We start from the raw sequence: 13,920 nt of genomic DNA, 5'->3' as shown, positions 1-13,920 counted from the left end.
TGATAAAAAAAATAGCTGCTACTGCTTGCTATGCCTCGATTTCAAATAGATTTCTATCTGAAAGCCAAGACTGGCAAGCGATAACAGCTTACTTTTTAAAGTTGAGAGCTTGGGCGGCGTCGAAGCACCACCCAGAGACATTATTTTTGCAGCAGTTGCAGCACTTGCTGGGGAATCTGGTTGGCCTGGGCCACCATGGCTGTGCCGGCCTGCTGCAGGATCTGCGTGCGGCTCAGGTTGGCGGTTTCCTTGGCAAAGTCGGCATCGACGATGCGTCCTCGTGCGGCCGAGAGGTTTTCGGACTGGATGTCGATATTGTTGACTGCGTTCTCGAAACGGCTCTGCATGGCGCCCAGCGTGGCTCGTGCGCTATTGATCTGGTCCACGGCGCTGTCGATCTTCTGCAAGGCAACCCAGGCTCCGGCTTGGGTGGATACATCGATGTTTTCGATGCCCTGCGCCTTGCTGATCGAACCTGCTGCAGGAGCTGCACCGCCGGTCAAGCTGATGCCTGCAGGATTGGCGGCTGGGTTGAGGCCCACGCTTGCCGCACTGAAGTCCGCACCGCCAAAGGTCACGGATACGGGGTTGCCGCTGCCGTCAAGCTTGTTGGACAGAATGTCCACCTGGTAGTTCTCGGAACCATCAATCTTGGTCAGATAGGCGGTCACGCCGGTATCGCCGGTCTTGTTGTTGATGGCTTCCACGATCTGGCCCAGACGCTCCTGGGGGCTGCCTGCTGCGGCCAGTGGCCCCAGGTTGATCGCAGCACCACCGCCAACGGTGATGGTCACATCGGCTGCCGCCGCGCTGAAATCGGCAAGGGGCTGGCCTGCAGCAATGGGCTGGGCAGTTGCGACAGAAGAGACTGTCGACTGTCCATAGGACACCGAGGACAGCTGCGAAGCTCGTGTATCGGCCAAAGCGCCCAGCGTGATGTTGTCGCCCGAGTTGGCGCCCACCTGGAACACTGCGCCCGCAAAGCTGCCTTCCAGCAGCTTCTGGCCGTTGAAATTGGTCTGCTTGGCGACCCGATCGATTTCCGAGGACAGCTGCTTGACTTCGGCCTGAAGCGCTTCGCGGTCGCTCTTGCTATTGGTCGCATTGCCGGCTTGCACAGCCAGTTCACGCATGCGTTGCAACATGTCGCCGACCTTGCCCAACGCACCTTCTGCCGTCTGGGCCAGGGAAATTCCGTCGTTGGCATTGCGCGATGCGACCTGCAGGCCGCGCACCTGGGTATTCATGCGTTCGGCAATGGCCAGGCCGGCTGCGTCATCCTTGGCGCTGTTGACACGCAGGCCCGAGGACAGGCGTTGCATGGAGGTCGCCAGGGACGTGCCTGAGAGGGCTAGATTGCGCTGGGCGTTGATCGAGATGATGTTGGTGTTGATGGTAGCAGCCATGTCTAGAAACCTCCGGAATTAGGGCTTGGAGCATCGCTGCAGTGACCAAAGACATTGGTTAAGCGATTGGCAAACCTAGCGATGAGAGGATTTTTCTATGAACCGCTGACCTGCATACGACCGAATAAAGCGCCAATTCCCCGCCTTCTTGCTGCTTTCCCAGGCTTTGCGGCAAGCCCCGACATCACCGGCTGGTTCTCAGCCATGGAGCGGACTCACGCCAGAAATCCTGTTCCGCATGCTGCTGTTGATACGGAAGCTTTTGTAAAGAATCTGCGCGGTGCAGCAAGCCCTTGGGCGACTTGCTGCGAGCGAGATGAAAAAACGCTAAAGAAAAAAAAATACAGCCCGATAACTGCATTGTACGGAGCAGGCAAGCCGCAAAAGCGGCAAGCAAAGCCCAAAGAGGCCCGCAATGCAAGGCTCCGGCAACCAAGCAAACCATTCATCAATACCGTCTGCATAAAGGAATTCCATCATGGCCATGACCATCAACACCAACGTTGTTTCGATCAATGCCCAGCGCAACCTGGGCCTGTCGGGCAGCTCGCTGGCGACCTCCATGCAACGCCTGTCCTCGGGCCTGCGTGTCAACAGCGCCAAGGATGATGCGGCCGGCCTGGCCATTGCCGAGCGCATGAGCACCCAGGTGCGTGGCCTGTCCGTGGCTTCTCGCAATGCCAACGATGGGATTTCTCTGGCCCAGACGGCCGAAGGTGCACTGGGCAAGGTCGGCGACATGCTGCAACGCATGCGTGAACTGGCTGTGCAGTCGGGCAATGCCACCAATAGCAAGTCTGACCGCGAAGCCCTGCAGGCGGAACTCTCGCAACTGCGCGACGAAGTGGATCGCGTGGCCAAGACCACCACCTTCAACGGCCAGAAGGTGCTGGACGGCAGCTTCACCGGTGGTGTGTTCCAGGTGGGTGCGAACTCGGGCGACAACATCACGGTGGGCGCTTTGGCTAATACCAAGGTGGATGAGTTGGGCAAGTCTGCCTATGGCGAAGTAACGGGTGGTTTGGCCGCAGCAACGGTCAAATCTGAAGCGCAGGCGGCGATTTCGGCTGGCGATGTGACGATCACGATCACCGGCGCCAATGGCAAGGCAGCAGCCGATGTCACGATTGCCAAGGATGCCAACGTGACCGAGGACGAGGCCCTGGGCAAGGTGATCGCAGCCATCAATACCCGGACTGCAGACACAGGCGTGACAGCTTTCCTGAGCGACGACAAGACGAAGATCGAGCTGCGTGCAACCGAAAACCCCGCCAATGGCGATGCGCTCTCCAATATTTCGATCAGCAGCAGCATTGCCTCCGTGGACGCGGCCAGCTTCACCGAAGCTGGCGGCAAGGGAATTGACAAAGTAAACATCAGCACCCAATCCGGTGCCTGGGAAGCCCTGCAGCGTATCGATCAGGCCATCGACAAGGTGAACTCTGCGCGTGCCGATCTGGGCGCCATCCAGACTCGCTTCGAGAAGTCTATCGAGAACATCGACATCCAGAGCGAGAACCTCTCGGCAGCGCGTGGCCGCATCACTGATGCCGACTTTGCCAAGGAAACCGCCAACCTGAGCCGCACGCAGATTCTGCAGCAAGCAGGCACGGCCATGGTGGCTCAGGCCAACCAGCTGCCTCAGCAAGTGCTGAGCCTGCTGAAGTAAAGAACTCAGGCCTTGACGATGCGCTCTTACAGCAAGGCCTGACATGAACACAAAGCCCTGCACTGCAACTCCCCAGCTTCAGTGCAGGGCTTTGGCAAGAACGGGTAGCCAGACTGCCTGAAAAAAAGGAGTCGATGGAAATGCGCATGTTTTTCGTGTGCTCCCAACCATCGGATTCCATATCACCGAGTGAGCGTTAGAAAAAGGGGAAACTCAAATGGCAATGACCATTAACACCAATGTTGTGTCCATCAATGCACAACGCAATCTGGGGCTGTCTGGCAACTCGCTGGCGACCTCCATGCAACGCTTGTCTTCGGGCCTGCGTGTCAACAGTGCCAAAGATGACGCGGCCGGTCTGGCCATTGCCGAGCGCATGAGCACTCAGGTCCGCGGCCTGTCCGTGGCATCGCGCAATGCCAATGACGGTATTTCCCTGGCCCAGACAGCTGAAGGCGCACTGGGCAAGGTCGGCGACATGCTGCAGCGTATGCGCGAACTGGCTGTGCAGTCGGGCAATGCCACCAACAGCAAGTCCGACCGCGAAGCCTTGCAGTCCGAACTGTCCCAGCTGCGCGACGAAGTGGACCGCGTGGCCAAGACCACCAGCTTCAACGGTGCCAAGCTGCTCGACGGCGGCTTCACCGGTGCGGTTTTCCAGGTGGGCGCAAACTCCGGCGACAACATCACCGTGGGCGCTCTGGCCAACACCAAGGTCGATGAGCTGGGCAACTCGACCTATGGCAAGGCAGCGGATGTCACTGCGGCAACGGTCAAGACACAGGCTCAGGCCTCGATCTCGGCTGGCGATGTGACAATCAAGATCACGGGCTCCAATGGCACCGAGACTTCGGTCAAGATTGCCAAGGATGCCAATGTGACCGGGGATGAGGCCCTGGGCAAGGTGGTTGCGGCCATCAACTCCAAGACCGCCGACACCGGCGTGACAGCCTTCCTGAGCGACGACAAGACCAAGATCGAGCTGCGCGCCACCGAGAACCAGGCCAATGGTGAAGCCATTGCCAACATCAAGATCGATACCGGCGGCAGCATTGCTGCAGTGGATGTTGCGGCCGGTGCCGCCACCACAGGCGGTGGCAAGGGCATCGACAAGGTCGACATCAGCACCCAGTCCGGTGCCTGGGAAGCTCTGCAGCGTATCGACAAGGCCATCGACAAGGTGAACTCTTCCCGAGGTGACCTGGGTGCCATCCAGACCCGCTTCGAGAAATCGGTTGAGAACATCGACATCCAGAGCGAGAACATCACTGCAGCCCGCGGCCGCATCACCGATGCCGACTTCGCCAAGGAAACCGCCAACCTGAGCCGCACGCAGATCCTGCAGCAGGCCGGCACGGCGATGGTGGCCCAGGCCAACCAGCTGCCCCAGCAGGTCCTGAGCCTGCTGCGCTGATGACGGTAGTTGCCTGCGTCGTCTTGATGAAAGGCATCGCAGGCAAGCTTTCGTGAAAGTTTGCTTTTTGATGGCGGTCTTGCGCATGCAGGACCGCCTTTTTTGCGTGAGTCTGCAAAAAGCACTCAAGTTCTCCTCGAAAAAGCCGAGAAAGAGGCGGGAAAAGCTGTGAGTCCCGGGTCCAAAGCCGCGATAGACAAGGCCTCATGCTGCTTTTCATGCTTTTGATTTTTTCTTCTTGCCCCAGAATGGGCGGCAGTGATAGGCATGGACTGCGGGAGTCCACGGCCGCAAGGAGTAGAAAATGGCAGTTTCCTCTGTGGGTATTGGCAGTGGCCTGAACGTTTCGGACATCATCAGCAAGATGGTGTCTCTGCAAAAGCAGCCCTTGGAAGGACTGCAGGTCAAACAGCAGACCATCCAGACTCAGATTTCGACCTATGCTCAGATCAAGTCGCTGTCGAGCACGCTGGCCGATGCGAATGCCAAGCTCACACGCGATAGCGGCTGGAATTCGATGACCATCAACTCCAGCAACTCGGCAGTGTCGATGACGGTATCGGGTATCACCAGCGCCGCGACGTATGACGTGTCGGTGACCCAGCTCGCGCGATCACAGACATCGGTGAGCACTGCACGTGTCGTGGATCAGAAGATGGGGTCGACAGGCACGTTGAGCATCCAGAACACCAAGACCGGTGTGCCGGTGAATGTCGACTACACCAGCAGCGACACACTGACCACGCTGGCCGCGAAAATCAATGAAAAGGCCTCCGGCATGCAGGCCCTGGTGATGCGCGATGGCGCGGGCAACGAGCAATTGATGCTGCGCTCCAAGGCGACGGGGGCAGATGCTGCATTCAGCGTGACGGATAGCGGCTCCGCTGTGGGCAGTTTCTCCATCCCTGCCAACCAAGGGGCGCAGGATGCCAAGATCACCATCAATGGCGTGACGCAAGCCTCCAGCACGGACAATTTCGACAATGTGTTGCCGGGCTTGAAGATCACGGTCAACCAGGTGACGGTCGATCAGGCGACCAATGTGGACAAGCCTGCGCGCGTCTCCGTGACGGCCGACAAGACCGCCACCAAGAAAAACATCCAGGACTTTATAGACGCTTTCAATGCCCTGAACGACTTGCTGACCAAGACCACCAAGGGCATGCGGGACGAGAGCGGCAAACAGACATCCTTGGCCGACGAGAACGACCCTTCTGGACTGTTCCAGGGCGATTCGGCCACGATCAGTCTGCAAAGCAGCCTGCGCTCCCTGCTTAGCGGCTCGGCCAGCAATGCCACAGGCGATCTCAAGCGTCTGTCGGATATCGGTATCGAGTACAAGGATGGCACCTTGAGCATCACCAAGTCCGAAAAGCTGGACAAGGCACTGGACTCACCCGACGCCCTCAAGTCGCTTTTCGCAGCCAAGTCTTCCAACGATGGAACCGGTGGCGGCATTGCCGTGAGCATGAAGAAATTCACGGATGAACTGCTGGCCTATGACGGAACGCTGAACAGCAAGACCGACTCACTCGAATTGCGCAAAAAGAGCAATCTGAAGGACCAGGACAAGATCAACGCGGGAGCGACGACGCTGGAGGCCAAGCTGACGCGTCAATACTCGGCTTTGGACTCGCAGATGTCCTCCATCTCGGCGCTCAGCACCTACATGCAGAACCAGATTGCTGCCTGGAACAAGAGCAGCTGAGGATTCGCGCTTTGCGTAAAGCGGCTCAGTTCTGCACGGGGCCAAAAAAAACTTGATTTTGGAAAGCGACTGCCGATATCCGAGGTAAGTCGTTGACAAGGAAGCCTGCCATGTATACCCCCTCTTTTTCCCGCGCTGCGAGCGCCTATCGCCAGGTAGGTGCTCAGTCTGGCGTGGAAAGCGCATCGCCACATCGCCTGATCCAGATGCTGTTTGAAGGGCTGTTGCAGAACCTGAATGCTGCACGCGGCGCGATTGAGCGCGGCGAGGTGGAGATCAAGGGCACTCAACTGGGTCGTGCGGTGCGCATCCTGGAAGAAGGCCTCAAGGGCAGCCTCAACCGCGAACAGGGCGGAGAGCTTGCCGCCAACCTGGGTGCCTTATACGACTATTGCATTCAGCGCCTGACTCACGCCAATCTGCGCAATGACGTGCAGGCCGTGGAAGAGGTGGTTTCGCTGGTGGAGCCTGTCGCCCAAGGCTGGCAAGAAATCGGTTCCGTTCCCGCTGCTGCAGCCGGGCAATAAAACAATGCATATATGGAGCACACATTGATCGACTTCTACCGCGCCATTGAGGAAAGCAGCGCCAAGATGCTGCAGGCCGCCCAGGCCAAGGACTGGGACGGTGTTGCGCGTTATGAGGGCACTTGTGCCGTGCTGATCGAGCAGCTGCGCTTTCGTTCACGTGACGAAAAGCTGGCGCCCGAACTGCGCAAGGAAAAGGCGCGCATCATGCAACGCATCTTGCGCAACGATGCCCAGATTCGCGTGCTTGCCGAGCCCTGGCTGGCCAGCTTCGAGCATATGTTTGACGGCCAGCCGCATGTGATGCACTGATTGCAAAGCCACTCAAGCAAAGCCCTGCTGCAGCGATGCAACAGGGCTTTTTGCTTGCACGATCAAGACATCCATGAACCCGATGCCACAGAACGCCAAACGCTATCGATAGTGAAGCAGAAAACGCAGCCATGTCGATGCGTTTGCAAAAACAAAGCCGCCGCTTTGGCAGAGGGGATCTGCCCAAGCAGCGGCTTTTGTTGTGGTGAACGGCCCGCTCCTGGCCGACCGTTTCAGGTGATCAATGCGAGCGCATCTTGGTGCGCAGACGGGCGATGGCCTGGCTGTGCAGCTGGCAAACCCGCGATTCGGTCACGCCGAGCACGGCGGCGATTTCCTTGAGGTTCATGTCGTGCTCGTAGTACATGCCCATCACGTACTGCTCACGTTCCGGCAGGGCCTTGATGGCCTCGACCAATGCGGAGCGCATGCGCTGGTCACGCAGCAAGGCAAAGGGGTCGGCACCGGAGTCGGCCACATGCCGCTCCAGATAGTCGTCGCCATCGTCGCCGTCACCGCCGCCGATGTCCTCGAGATAGACCAGCTGCGTTCCGCGCACCTTGCCCAGCAGGGACTGATAGTCGTCCAGGGCCATGCCCAGCTCGGCCGCAATCTCCGACTCCAGCGGGGGCCGGCCCAGGCGCTGTTCCAGGCGGTTGAGCGCCTGCTCGATTTCCTTCTGGCTTTTGCGCGAGCTACGGCTCATCCAGTCGCCTTCGCGCAGTTCGTCCAGCATGGCGCCACGGATGCGCTGGCTGGCGAAAGTGTCGAATTGCACGCCTTGCTCGCTCTCGAAGCGCGACAGCGCTTCGGCCAGACCGATCATGCCGACCTGAATCAGATCATCCAGCTCGACGTTCGGTGGCAGTTTGGCGATCATGTGCAAGGCAATTCGACGCACAAGCGGCACATGCTGACGAATCAGCGCGTCGCGGTCGAGTTGGCCTTTGGCGGTGTACATGGCAGTCAATGGCTCCAGACAAGAGATTCAGATGCAGCAGCCGTCGTGGGCTGGGCATGCATGGGCAGGATGCAGGCCGTCTTGAGCATGTGCAGCGTGAGCTGATGCAGATCGCTGGCCTGACGCCAACGCAAGCGCATGAGCACCGGGGCGTCACCCAGATGGCGCTGCGAACACTGTAGCAGTGCATTCAGGCGCTGCAAGCGTGTCTGAGCATTTTGCTGGGCAGTCCGTGAACTGCTTTGCTTGCGGCTCCAGTCGTATTTCTGCGGACCATCAGCCGCGAGCGGTGCCTCCAGTGCAGCAATCGTGCACTCCACACCGGCAAACAAGGCCAGATGCTTGAGCTGACGGTAGCTTTCAATGAGGTGTTCGGAATCGGGCGGCACGACCAGCAGCGGCTGCAGGCCCTGGCCTTGCAGCAGCGGCGTCAGGGTCTCGCTGCTCGCATAGATGAGAACGGTGGTGTAGCCGCGCACATAGGCTTGCAGGGCGGTCAGCATGTCCAGCCCCATCTCGTCGGCAGAGGCCTTGAGCTGCTTGAGGCCCAGTCGCGCGGGCAGGCTTGCCACCGACTGGGCGTCGCCGACGCTCGCGCGAAGTCCCGCCTGAGCCTGCCAGGCATGCTGTGCCAGCAGTTGGGCAAGACCTGGCGTATGAAAGGATTCGGCCTGGCTGCCATCGAGCACCAGCACCTTCTGCCCCAGGCGCTGCAGCTGGGCACACAGCGGCCAGAGCACGGCCTGCTCGGCGGCCGCACCCGATGCGCTGTGCAGCACGGCGAGCACGCGCAAACCGGCGGTGCTGGCATCGCTCACATGCAGAGCCATGCCCTGATGCAATGGCGAGCGACGCTCAAGCATGGGCAGCCTCTGCGCTGCTGGCGGACGAAGGGGTGAAGAAGAAGTCGAGATCCAGCGACTGGGGATCAAAGGCCGACTTGGCCGCCGAGCGCATGGAGGCCGAGACCAGCAGTTGCGCATTGGCGCGCTCGAAGTCTTCGGGCACGCGCTGGCCATTGGTCACGCCGCGCAGCTGGATCTGATGACGAATCAGCGTATCCACCGAGGGACCGACCTTCACGGCTTCATCGACCTTGGTGAGGATGGCGTGTTGCGACCCGCGCGCCTTGAAGGCCTGCATGACATCGTCCTGCGCATCACCCTGCGCGGCCGCGTTGACGGCCAGCAGCTGCTGCACGCCCTCAATGGCCAGCACATCCATGATCTCGTCCTTGCGCGGATCACGCGGGGCCACACCGGTCGTGTCGATCAGCACCATCTTCTTGCTTTGCAGCAGACCGAGCAGGTCCTGCAGCGCAGCCTTGTCATGGGCCTGATGGGCCACCATGCCCAGCATGCGGGCATAGGTGCGCAACTGGTCATGGCCACCAATGCGATAGGTATCCAGCGTGATCAGACCCACGGATGCAGGACCGTGCTTGGCCGCGCACAGCGCCGCCAGCTTGGCCGTGGTGGTGGTTTTGCCCACGCCGGTCGCACCGACCAGGGCAAACACACCGCCTTGCTCGTAGATCGCAGGCTGAGCTGCATCGGTGCGCAGATTGCGCTCCAGCACCTGCATCAGCCAGCGTACGGCGTCACCGGCGGAGAGCGTCTCCGGCAGCTTCTCGATCAGTGCACGTGCAAGTGCGGGCGAGTACCCGGCGCGGATGAGCTTGTGCATCAGGCTGGACTGGATCGGGTTCTGGCGCGTCTGGCCCAGCCAAGTCAGCGTGTTGAAGCGCTCCTCGATCAGATCCTTCATGGACTGCATCTCCTGCATGAAGTTCTGCGGGGCAGCCACGCTGGCAGGTCTGGCGCTTTCCTTGAGCAGGATCTTCTCGGGGCGCAGAGGATTGTGGCGAACCACCGCAGCACTGGCCGTCTGAGACTTGGCGGCCATGGCGGGGCGCTCGTTGTTGCGCTCCTGCACGCGCTGGGCAAAAGTGGGCAGCGCTTCGCTGCTGTCCAGCGAAGACTCATGGCGACGGCGCAGCATGCGTTCGCGCACATAGTCCTGGAAAGTCAGCGTGCTCATGGACAGTTGCTCCACATCGTCCTGCACGGAATGCTGGGCCAGTTCATTGATGGCCTTGACCGGCTTGGCCTGAATCTGCATTTCGCGGGCCTGCTCTTCCTTGGCGGTCTGGCGCGCCTGCACATGCTCCAGCGTACTCATGGCTTCGCCGCCCTGGCTGCGCCTGGCAGCAGCGGGAGCCAGAGGCGAGTGCTCCTTGCGCAGGCTCATGCCTTCGTCGCTTGCGCGGCGCTCCAGTGCCTTTTGCAGCGGCGAGCCGGTCTGCATGCCGGCATCCATGTCCTGAAAGGTCTCTTCGGCCGTGGCCATGACCTCCACTCCGTCCGGCGTCTGGCGGTTGGAGAGAATCAGGGTGCCGTCGCCAAAAACCATGCGCGCCTTGGCCAGGGCCTCGCGGGCAGTCGGGGCGTAAAAGCGTTTGATATTCATGCGGTTGCACCTTTAAGAATCGGGCCGATGCGGATGGTGTGCGTCTCGGGAATCTCGCTGTGCGCGAGCACCTGCAGACGCGGCGCCACACGGCGCAGCAGCTTGGCAAGAGAGTTGCGGATGACGTCCGGCACCAGCAGGCAGGCGGGCAAGCCCAGCTCTTCCTGTTGGTTGGCCACATCGACCGCTTTTTGTGTGAGGATTTCAGCCACGCCGGGGTCCAGCGATGGCGCATTGGGGTTCGACAGTGCCTGCACCAGCAGACGCTCCAGGCCGGGCTCGATGGCAATCACGTTGAGTTCGCGGGTCGGACCGTAGATCTGCTGCACGATGGCAGGCGACAGCGCAATGCGCACGCGACGCGCCAGCTCCACCGGATCAGCCGTCTGCGTGGCGTTTTCGGCCAGCGTTTCGATGATGGTGCGGATATCACGAATGTGCACAGAGTCCTCCAGCAGCAGCTGGAGCACTTTCTGGAACGTTGTGATGGGCACCATTTTCGGGATGACTTCTTCGATGAGTTTGGGGGCCAGCTTGGCCACATGGTCAACGAGCTGCTGCGTCTCGGTACGAGACAACAGCTTGGCCGCGTGCACTTGCATCAAGTGTGACAAATGCGTCGCCATCACGGTTTCCGAATCAACGACGGTAAAACCGGCCATTTGTGCCGCTTCCTTCTGCCGCTCGTCAATCCAGTGCGCGGGCAGGCCAAAGGCCGGATCGGTCGTTGCCGTGCCGATCAGCGGCGTGGTGATGCCGCCGGGGTTGATGGCCAGGAACATGCCGGGGAAGGCTTCGCCCTCACCCACCATGACGCCGCGCAGCGTCATGCGATAGGCGCTGGGCTTGAGCTCCAGGTTGTCGCGCACATGCACGGCCGGCGGCAGAAAACCCACCTCCTGCGCAAACTTGCGGCGCACACCCTTGATACGCGTCAGCAGGTCTCCCTGACGGCTCTTGTCCACCAAGGCAATCAGGCGGTAGCCCAGCTCCAGGCCCAGCAGATCCACGGGTTGCAGATCGTCCCAGCTCGCTTCGCCGTCACCCTGCACAGCCTGCTGCTGGGGCGCCGCGGCGCTGCTTTCTTCTGCAACGCGGGCTTTCTCCCGCTTGTCCAGCATCCAGGCACCCCAGCCCAGCAAGGCCCCCATGCTGATGAACACCAGATGCGGCATGCCGGGGATCAGGCCCAGCAGGATCATCACGCCGGCCGTGATGCCCAGCACCTTGGGCGACATGAACAGCTGCTGCACGATCTGGCGGCCCATATCGGATTCCTTGCCCACGCGCGAGATCACCATAGCCGATGCCACCGAGATCAGCAGACCCGGAATCTGCGCCACCAGCGCATCGCCCACGGCCAGCAGGATGTAGCTGTCAGCCGCCTGGCCCGCGGTCAGGCCGTGCTGGGCCATGCCGATGATCAGGCCGCCGATGACGTTGATCACCAGAATCAGGATGCCGGCAATCGCGTCGCCGCGCACAAACTTGCTGGCACCGTCCATAGAGCCGAAGAAATTGGCTTCCTCGCCCACTTCGGCACGGCGGCGCTTGGCTTCCTTCTCGTCGATCAGGCCGGCGTTCAGATCGGCGTCCACGGCCATCTGCTTGCCGGGCATCGCGTCCAGTGTGAAGCGGGCCGAGACTTCGGCAATACGCTCTGCACCCTTGGTAATCACCACGAAGTTGATGACAACCAGAATGCTGAACACGATCAGACCCACGGCAAAGTTGCCGCCGATCAGGAAGTGACCGAAAGCCTCGATCACCGCGCCCGCAGCGCCGGGGCCGGTGTGGCCCTCCATCAGCACCACGCGCGTCGACGCCACGTTGAGCGACAGGCGCATCAGCGTGGTCAGTAGCAGCACCGAAGGGAAAGCCGCGAAATCCAGCGGCTTGATCATGTAGGCCGCCACCATCATCACCATCAGCGCCACGGCAATGTTGAGGGTGAAGAAGGTGTCCAGCAGCCATGGCGGCACAGGCAGCACCATCAGGCCCAGAATGGCCACCACCAGTATGGGAGCAGTCATCCCTTGCAGGGCACCGGCATTGGAGCCAGACCACTTCTGGAGCAGTTGCAGACGATTCGACGACATCACAGATTACCTTCTTGCTGCGCAGCAGCATCGACCGCCGCAGGCGGGGTGCGACCACGGTGCGGATCCAGCTCCACGGGCACGGGGGGCTCGCCCAGGGCATCGGGCATGGCCCCCTGGCCGCTCAGTGCAGCCTTGAGACGATAGACATAGGCCAGCACCTGGGCCACGGCCGTGTAGAGCGCGGCGGGGATGGCCTGATCCAGATCGGCATGGGCATAGAGAGCGCGCGCCAGCATGGGCGACTCCAGCACCGGAATCTGATGCGCGCCCGCAATTTCGCGAATCTTGAGCGCCACCAGATCCGTGCCCTTGGCGATCACCTGGGGCGCAGCCATGGTGGCGTCGTCATAACGCAGCGCCACGGCATAGTGGGTAGGGTTGGTGACTACAAAGTCGGCTCTGGGCACGGCCGAGACGCTGGCCCGGTCGGCGATCTCACGCTGCTTCTGGCGAATCTTGCCCTTGAGCTGCGGGTTGCCTTCGGACTCCTTGTGCTCCTGCTTGACTTCCTCATGACTCATCTTGAGGCGCGACTTGAAGAGAAAAGCCTGCAGTGGCACGTCGATCAGGGCCACCAGCAGCACCACGATCAACAGCAGGGTGACGCCCGTAGTCAGCCAGGAGCCCACCATGGCGAGCGCCATGGGCGATGGCTGGGCCGAAACCGATGCAATCTCGGCAATATTGGCACTCATGTACTTCCAGGCCACGAAGCTCAGCACGATGGTCAGGAACACCATCTTGACCACCGTGGTCAGTTGCTGCTTGGAGAACAGATTCTTGAGGCCAGACAAGGGATTGAGCTTGCCAAAGCGCGGCTGAATGGGCTTGAAGCTGAAGATCCAGCCACCTGCGGCCACGCCGGACAGCACCGAGGCCGTGGTGGTCACCAGCGCAAAGATCACGGAAATTCCAAGACCCAGCATCAGCATGGACTGAAAGCGCTCCAGCATCAGCGCCGGAGTCTTGGCTGTCACGGCATTGAACACCAGTTGCTGGGCCATGGCCTCGCGCAGGTGATTCATCATGGGCTGGGTGCCCATCAGCACCAGCAAAGCGCCCGTGCCCAGGATTGCCAGGTGCGACAGATCGCGCGAGCGCGCACCCTGGCCGTCTTCACGCGTCTTCTGCAGCTTGCGTTCGGTGGCGGGCAGGTTTTTGTCTTGGGATTCGGACATGGCGCACGGACGGATTGGATGTCCCAATTGTCCGAATCCGGCGCCCCTGCAATGCGTGGATAAGCGGCAGCCAAGCCCTGCTTATGCACGACTCTGCCCCACAGCATGTTCATCAACTTGATAGCTACTATCTCCCACCTGCAATGGGATAGAGCCTGCTTTCAGCGAATTTTC

The 13,920-nt window shown here is 60.7% G+C and carries 12 protein-coding genes; 5 read left to right on the top strand and 7 right to left on the bottom strand.

Going from position 1 to position 13,920, the window contains the following annotated elements:
• Positions 1-140: 140 nt before the first annotated feature.
• Together DJFAAGMI_RS24510 and DJFAAGMI_RS24505 are read right to left on the bottom strand one after the other, a co-directional pair.
• Entirely contained in the window at positions 141-1,406 is a 1,266-nt protein-coding gene (locus tag DJFAAGMI_RS24510) for a flagellin (RefSeq protein WP_167011101.1), read from the bottom strand.
• Positions 1,407-1,621: 215 nt separating this feature from the next.
• Positions 1,622-1,870, bottom strand: a complete 249-nt coding sequence (locus DJFAAGMI_RS24505; RefSeq protein ID WP_211459891.1) for a hypothetical protein — start codon at positions 1,868-1,870, stop codon at positions 1,622-1,624.
• Positions 1,871-1,884: 14 nt separating this feature from the next.
• On the opposite strand from DJFAAGMI_RS24505, the gene DJFAAGMI_RS24500 reads away from it, so the two are divergent.
• The 5 genes from DJFAAGMI_RS24500 to DJFAAGMI_RS24480 all read left to right on the top strand — a co-directional run bounded on the left by DJFAAGMI_RS24500 (position 1,885) and on the right by DJFAAGMI_RS24480 (position 7,036).
• The gene (locus DJFAAGMI_RS24500) at positions 1,885-3,075 is read left to right on the top strand and encodes a flagellin (protein WP_211459889.1); all 1,191 of its coding nucleotides are present in this window, start codon (positions 1,885-1,887) and stop codon (positions 3,073-3,075) included.
• Between the two features lie 217 nt (positions 3,076-3,292).
• Positions 3,293-4,489, top strand: a complete 1,197-nt coding sequence (locus DJFAAGMI_RS24495; protein WP_211459887.1) for a flagellin — start codon at positions 3,293-3,295, stop codon at positions 4,487-4,489.
• Between the two features lie 304 nt (positions 4,490-4,793).
• Positions 4,794-6,197: a flagellar filament capping protein FliD gene (gene fliD, locus DJFAAGMI_RS24490; protein WP_211459885.1), complete on the top strand. Its 1,404-nt coding sequence runs from the start codon at positions 4,794-4,796 to the stop codon at positions 6,195-6,197.
• Between the two features lie 110 nt (positions 6,198-6,307).
• A complete protein-coding gene (gene fliS / locus DJFAAGMI_RS24485) occupies positions 6,308-6,724 on the top strand; it encodes a flagellar export chaperone FliS (RefSeq protein WP_211459883.1) in 417 nt (138 codons plus the stop codon).
• A gap of 12 nt (positions 6,725-6,736) precedes the next feature.
• Positions 6,737-7,036 carry a flagellar protein FliT gene (locus tag DJFAAGMI_RS24480; protein ID WP_003059178.1) on the top strand — a complete coding sequence of 100 codons (300 nt, stop codon included), beginning with the start codon at positions 6,737-6,739 and terminating at the stop codon, positions 7,034-7,036.
• Between the two features lie 241 nt (positions 7,037-7,277).
• Here the strand turns inward: DJFAAGMI_RS24480 and DJFAAGMI_RS24475 are convergent, their stop codons facing one another.
• Genes DJFAAGMI_RS24475 through DJFAAGMI_RS24455 form a run of 5 tightly spaced genes read right to left on the bottom strand, consistent with a single transcriptional unit; the run spans position 7,278 to position 13,746 of the window.
• Positions 7,278-7,997: an RNA polymerase sigma factor FliA gene (locus DJFAAGMI_RS24475; RefSeq protein ID WP_003059180.1), complete on the bottom strand. Its 720-nt coding sequence runs from the start codon at positions 7,995-7,997 to the stop codon at positions 7,278-7,280.
• A gap of 5 nt (positions 7,998-8,002) precedes the next feature.
• Positions 8,003-8,860, bottom strand: a complete 858-nt coding sequence (locus DJFAAGMI_RS24470; protein WP_211459880.1) for a hypothetical protein — start codon at positions 8,858-8,860, stop codon at positions 8,003-8,005.
• The gene (gene flhF, locus DJFAAGMI_RS24465; RefSeq protein WP_211459878.1) at positions 8,853-10,466 is read right to left on the bottom strand and encodes a flagellar biosynthesis GTPase FlhF; all 1,614 of its coding nucleotides are present in this window, start codon (positions 10,464-10,466) and stop codon (positions 8,853-8,855) included. The genes DJFAAGMI_RS24470 and flhF overlap by 8 nt, the downstream gene beginning before the upstream one ends.
• Positions 10,463-12,565: a flagellar biosynthesis protein FlhA gene (gene flhA, locus DJFAAGMI_RS24460; RefSeq protein WP_211459876.1), complete on the bottom strand. Its 2,103-nt coding sequence runs from the start codon at positions 12,563-12,565 to the stop codon at positions 10,463-10,465. The genes flhF and flhA overlap by 4 nt, the downstream gene beginning before the upstream one ends.
• Positions 12,565-13,746, bottom strand: coding sequence for an EscU/YscU/HrcU family type III secretion system export apparatus switch protein (locus tag DJFAAGMI_RS24455; protein ID WP_211459874.1), 1,182 nt, complete (start codon positions 13,744-13,746; stop codon positions 12,565-12,567). Before DJFAAGMI_RS24455 ends, flhA begins: the two co-directional genes overlap by 1 nt.
• Positions 13,747-13,920 lie beyond the last annotated feature (174 nt).

This window comes from Comamonas brasiliensis (assembly GCF_018292285.1).
Taxonomy (GTDB): domain Bacteria; phylum Pseudomonadota; class Gammaproteobacteria; order Burkholderiales; family Burkholderiaceae_C; genus Comamonas; species Comamonas brasiliensis.
The sequence above is the reverse complement of the archived record's forward strand: the minus strand, read 5'-3'. Positions and strand labels throughout refer to the sequence as shown.

Coding starts and splice junctions, on each gene's coding strand:
- DJFAAGMI_RS24495 (WP_211459887.1), top strand. CDS start 3,293: ATGGCAATGACCATTAACACCAATGTTGTGTCCATCAATGCACAACGC.
- DJFAAGMI_RS24480 (WP_003059178.1), top strand. CDS start 6,737: ATGGAGCACACATTGATCGACTTCTACCGCGCCATTGAGGAAAGCAGC.
- fliS (WP_211459883.1), top strand. CDS start 6,308: ATGTATACCCCCTCTTTTTCCCGCGCTGCGAGCGCCTATCGCCAGGTA.
- DJFAAGMI_RS24470 (WP_211459880.1), bottom strand. CDS start 8,860: ATGCTTGAGCGTCGCTCGCCATTGCATCAGGGCATGGCTCTGCATGTG.
- DJFAAGMI_RS24500 (WP_211459889.1), top strand. CDS start 1,885: ATGGCCATGACCATCAACACCAACGTTGTTTCGATCAATGCCCAGCGC.
- DJFAAGMI_RS24475 (WP_003059180.1), bottom strand. CDS start 7,997: ATGTACACCGCCAAAGGCCAACTCGACCGCGACGCGCTGATTCGTCAG.
- DJFAAGMI_RS24455 (WP_211459874.1), bottom strand. CDS start 13,746: ATGTCCGAATCCCAAGACAAAAACCTGCCCGCCACCGAACGCAAGCTG.
- fliD (WP_211459885.1), top strand. CDS start 4,794: ATGGCAGTTTCCTCTGTGGGTATTGGCAGTGGCCTGAACGTTTCGGAC.
- flhA (WP_211459876.1), bottom strand. CDS start 12,565: ATGTCGTCGAATCGTCTGCAACTGCTCCAGAAGTGGTCTGGCTCCAAT.
- DJFAAGMI_RS24510 (WP_167011101.1), bottom strand. CDS start 1,406: ATGGCTGCTACCATCAACACCAACATCATCTCGATCAACGCCCAGCGC.
- DJFAAGMI_RS24505 (WP_211459891.1), bottom strand. CDS start 1,870: ATGCAGACGGTATTGATGAATGGTTTGCTTGGTTGCCGGAGCCTTGCA.
- flhF (WP_211459878.1), bottom strand. CDS start 10,466: ATGAATATCAAACGCTTTTACGCCCCGACTGCCCGCGAGGCCCTGGCC.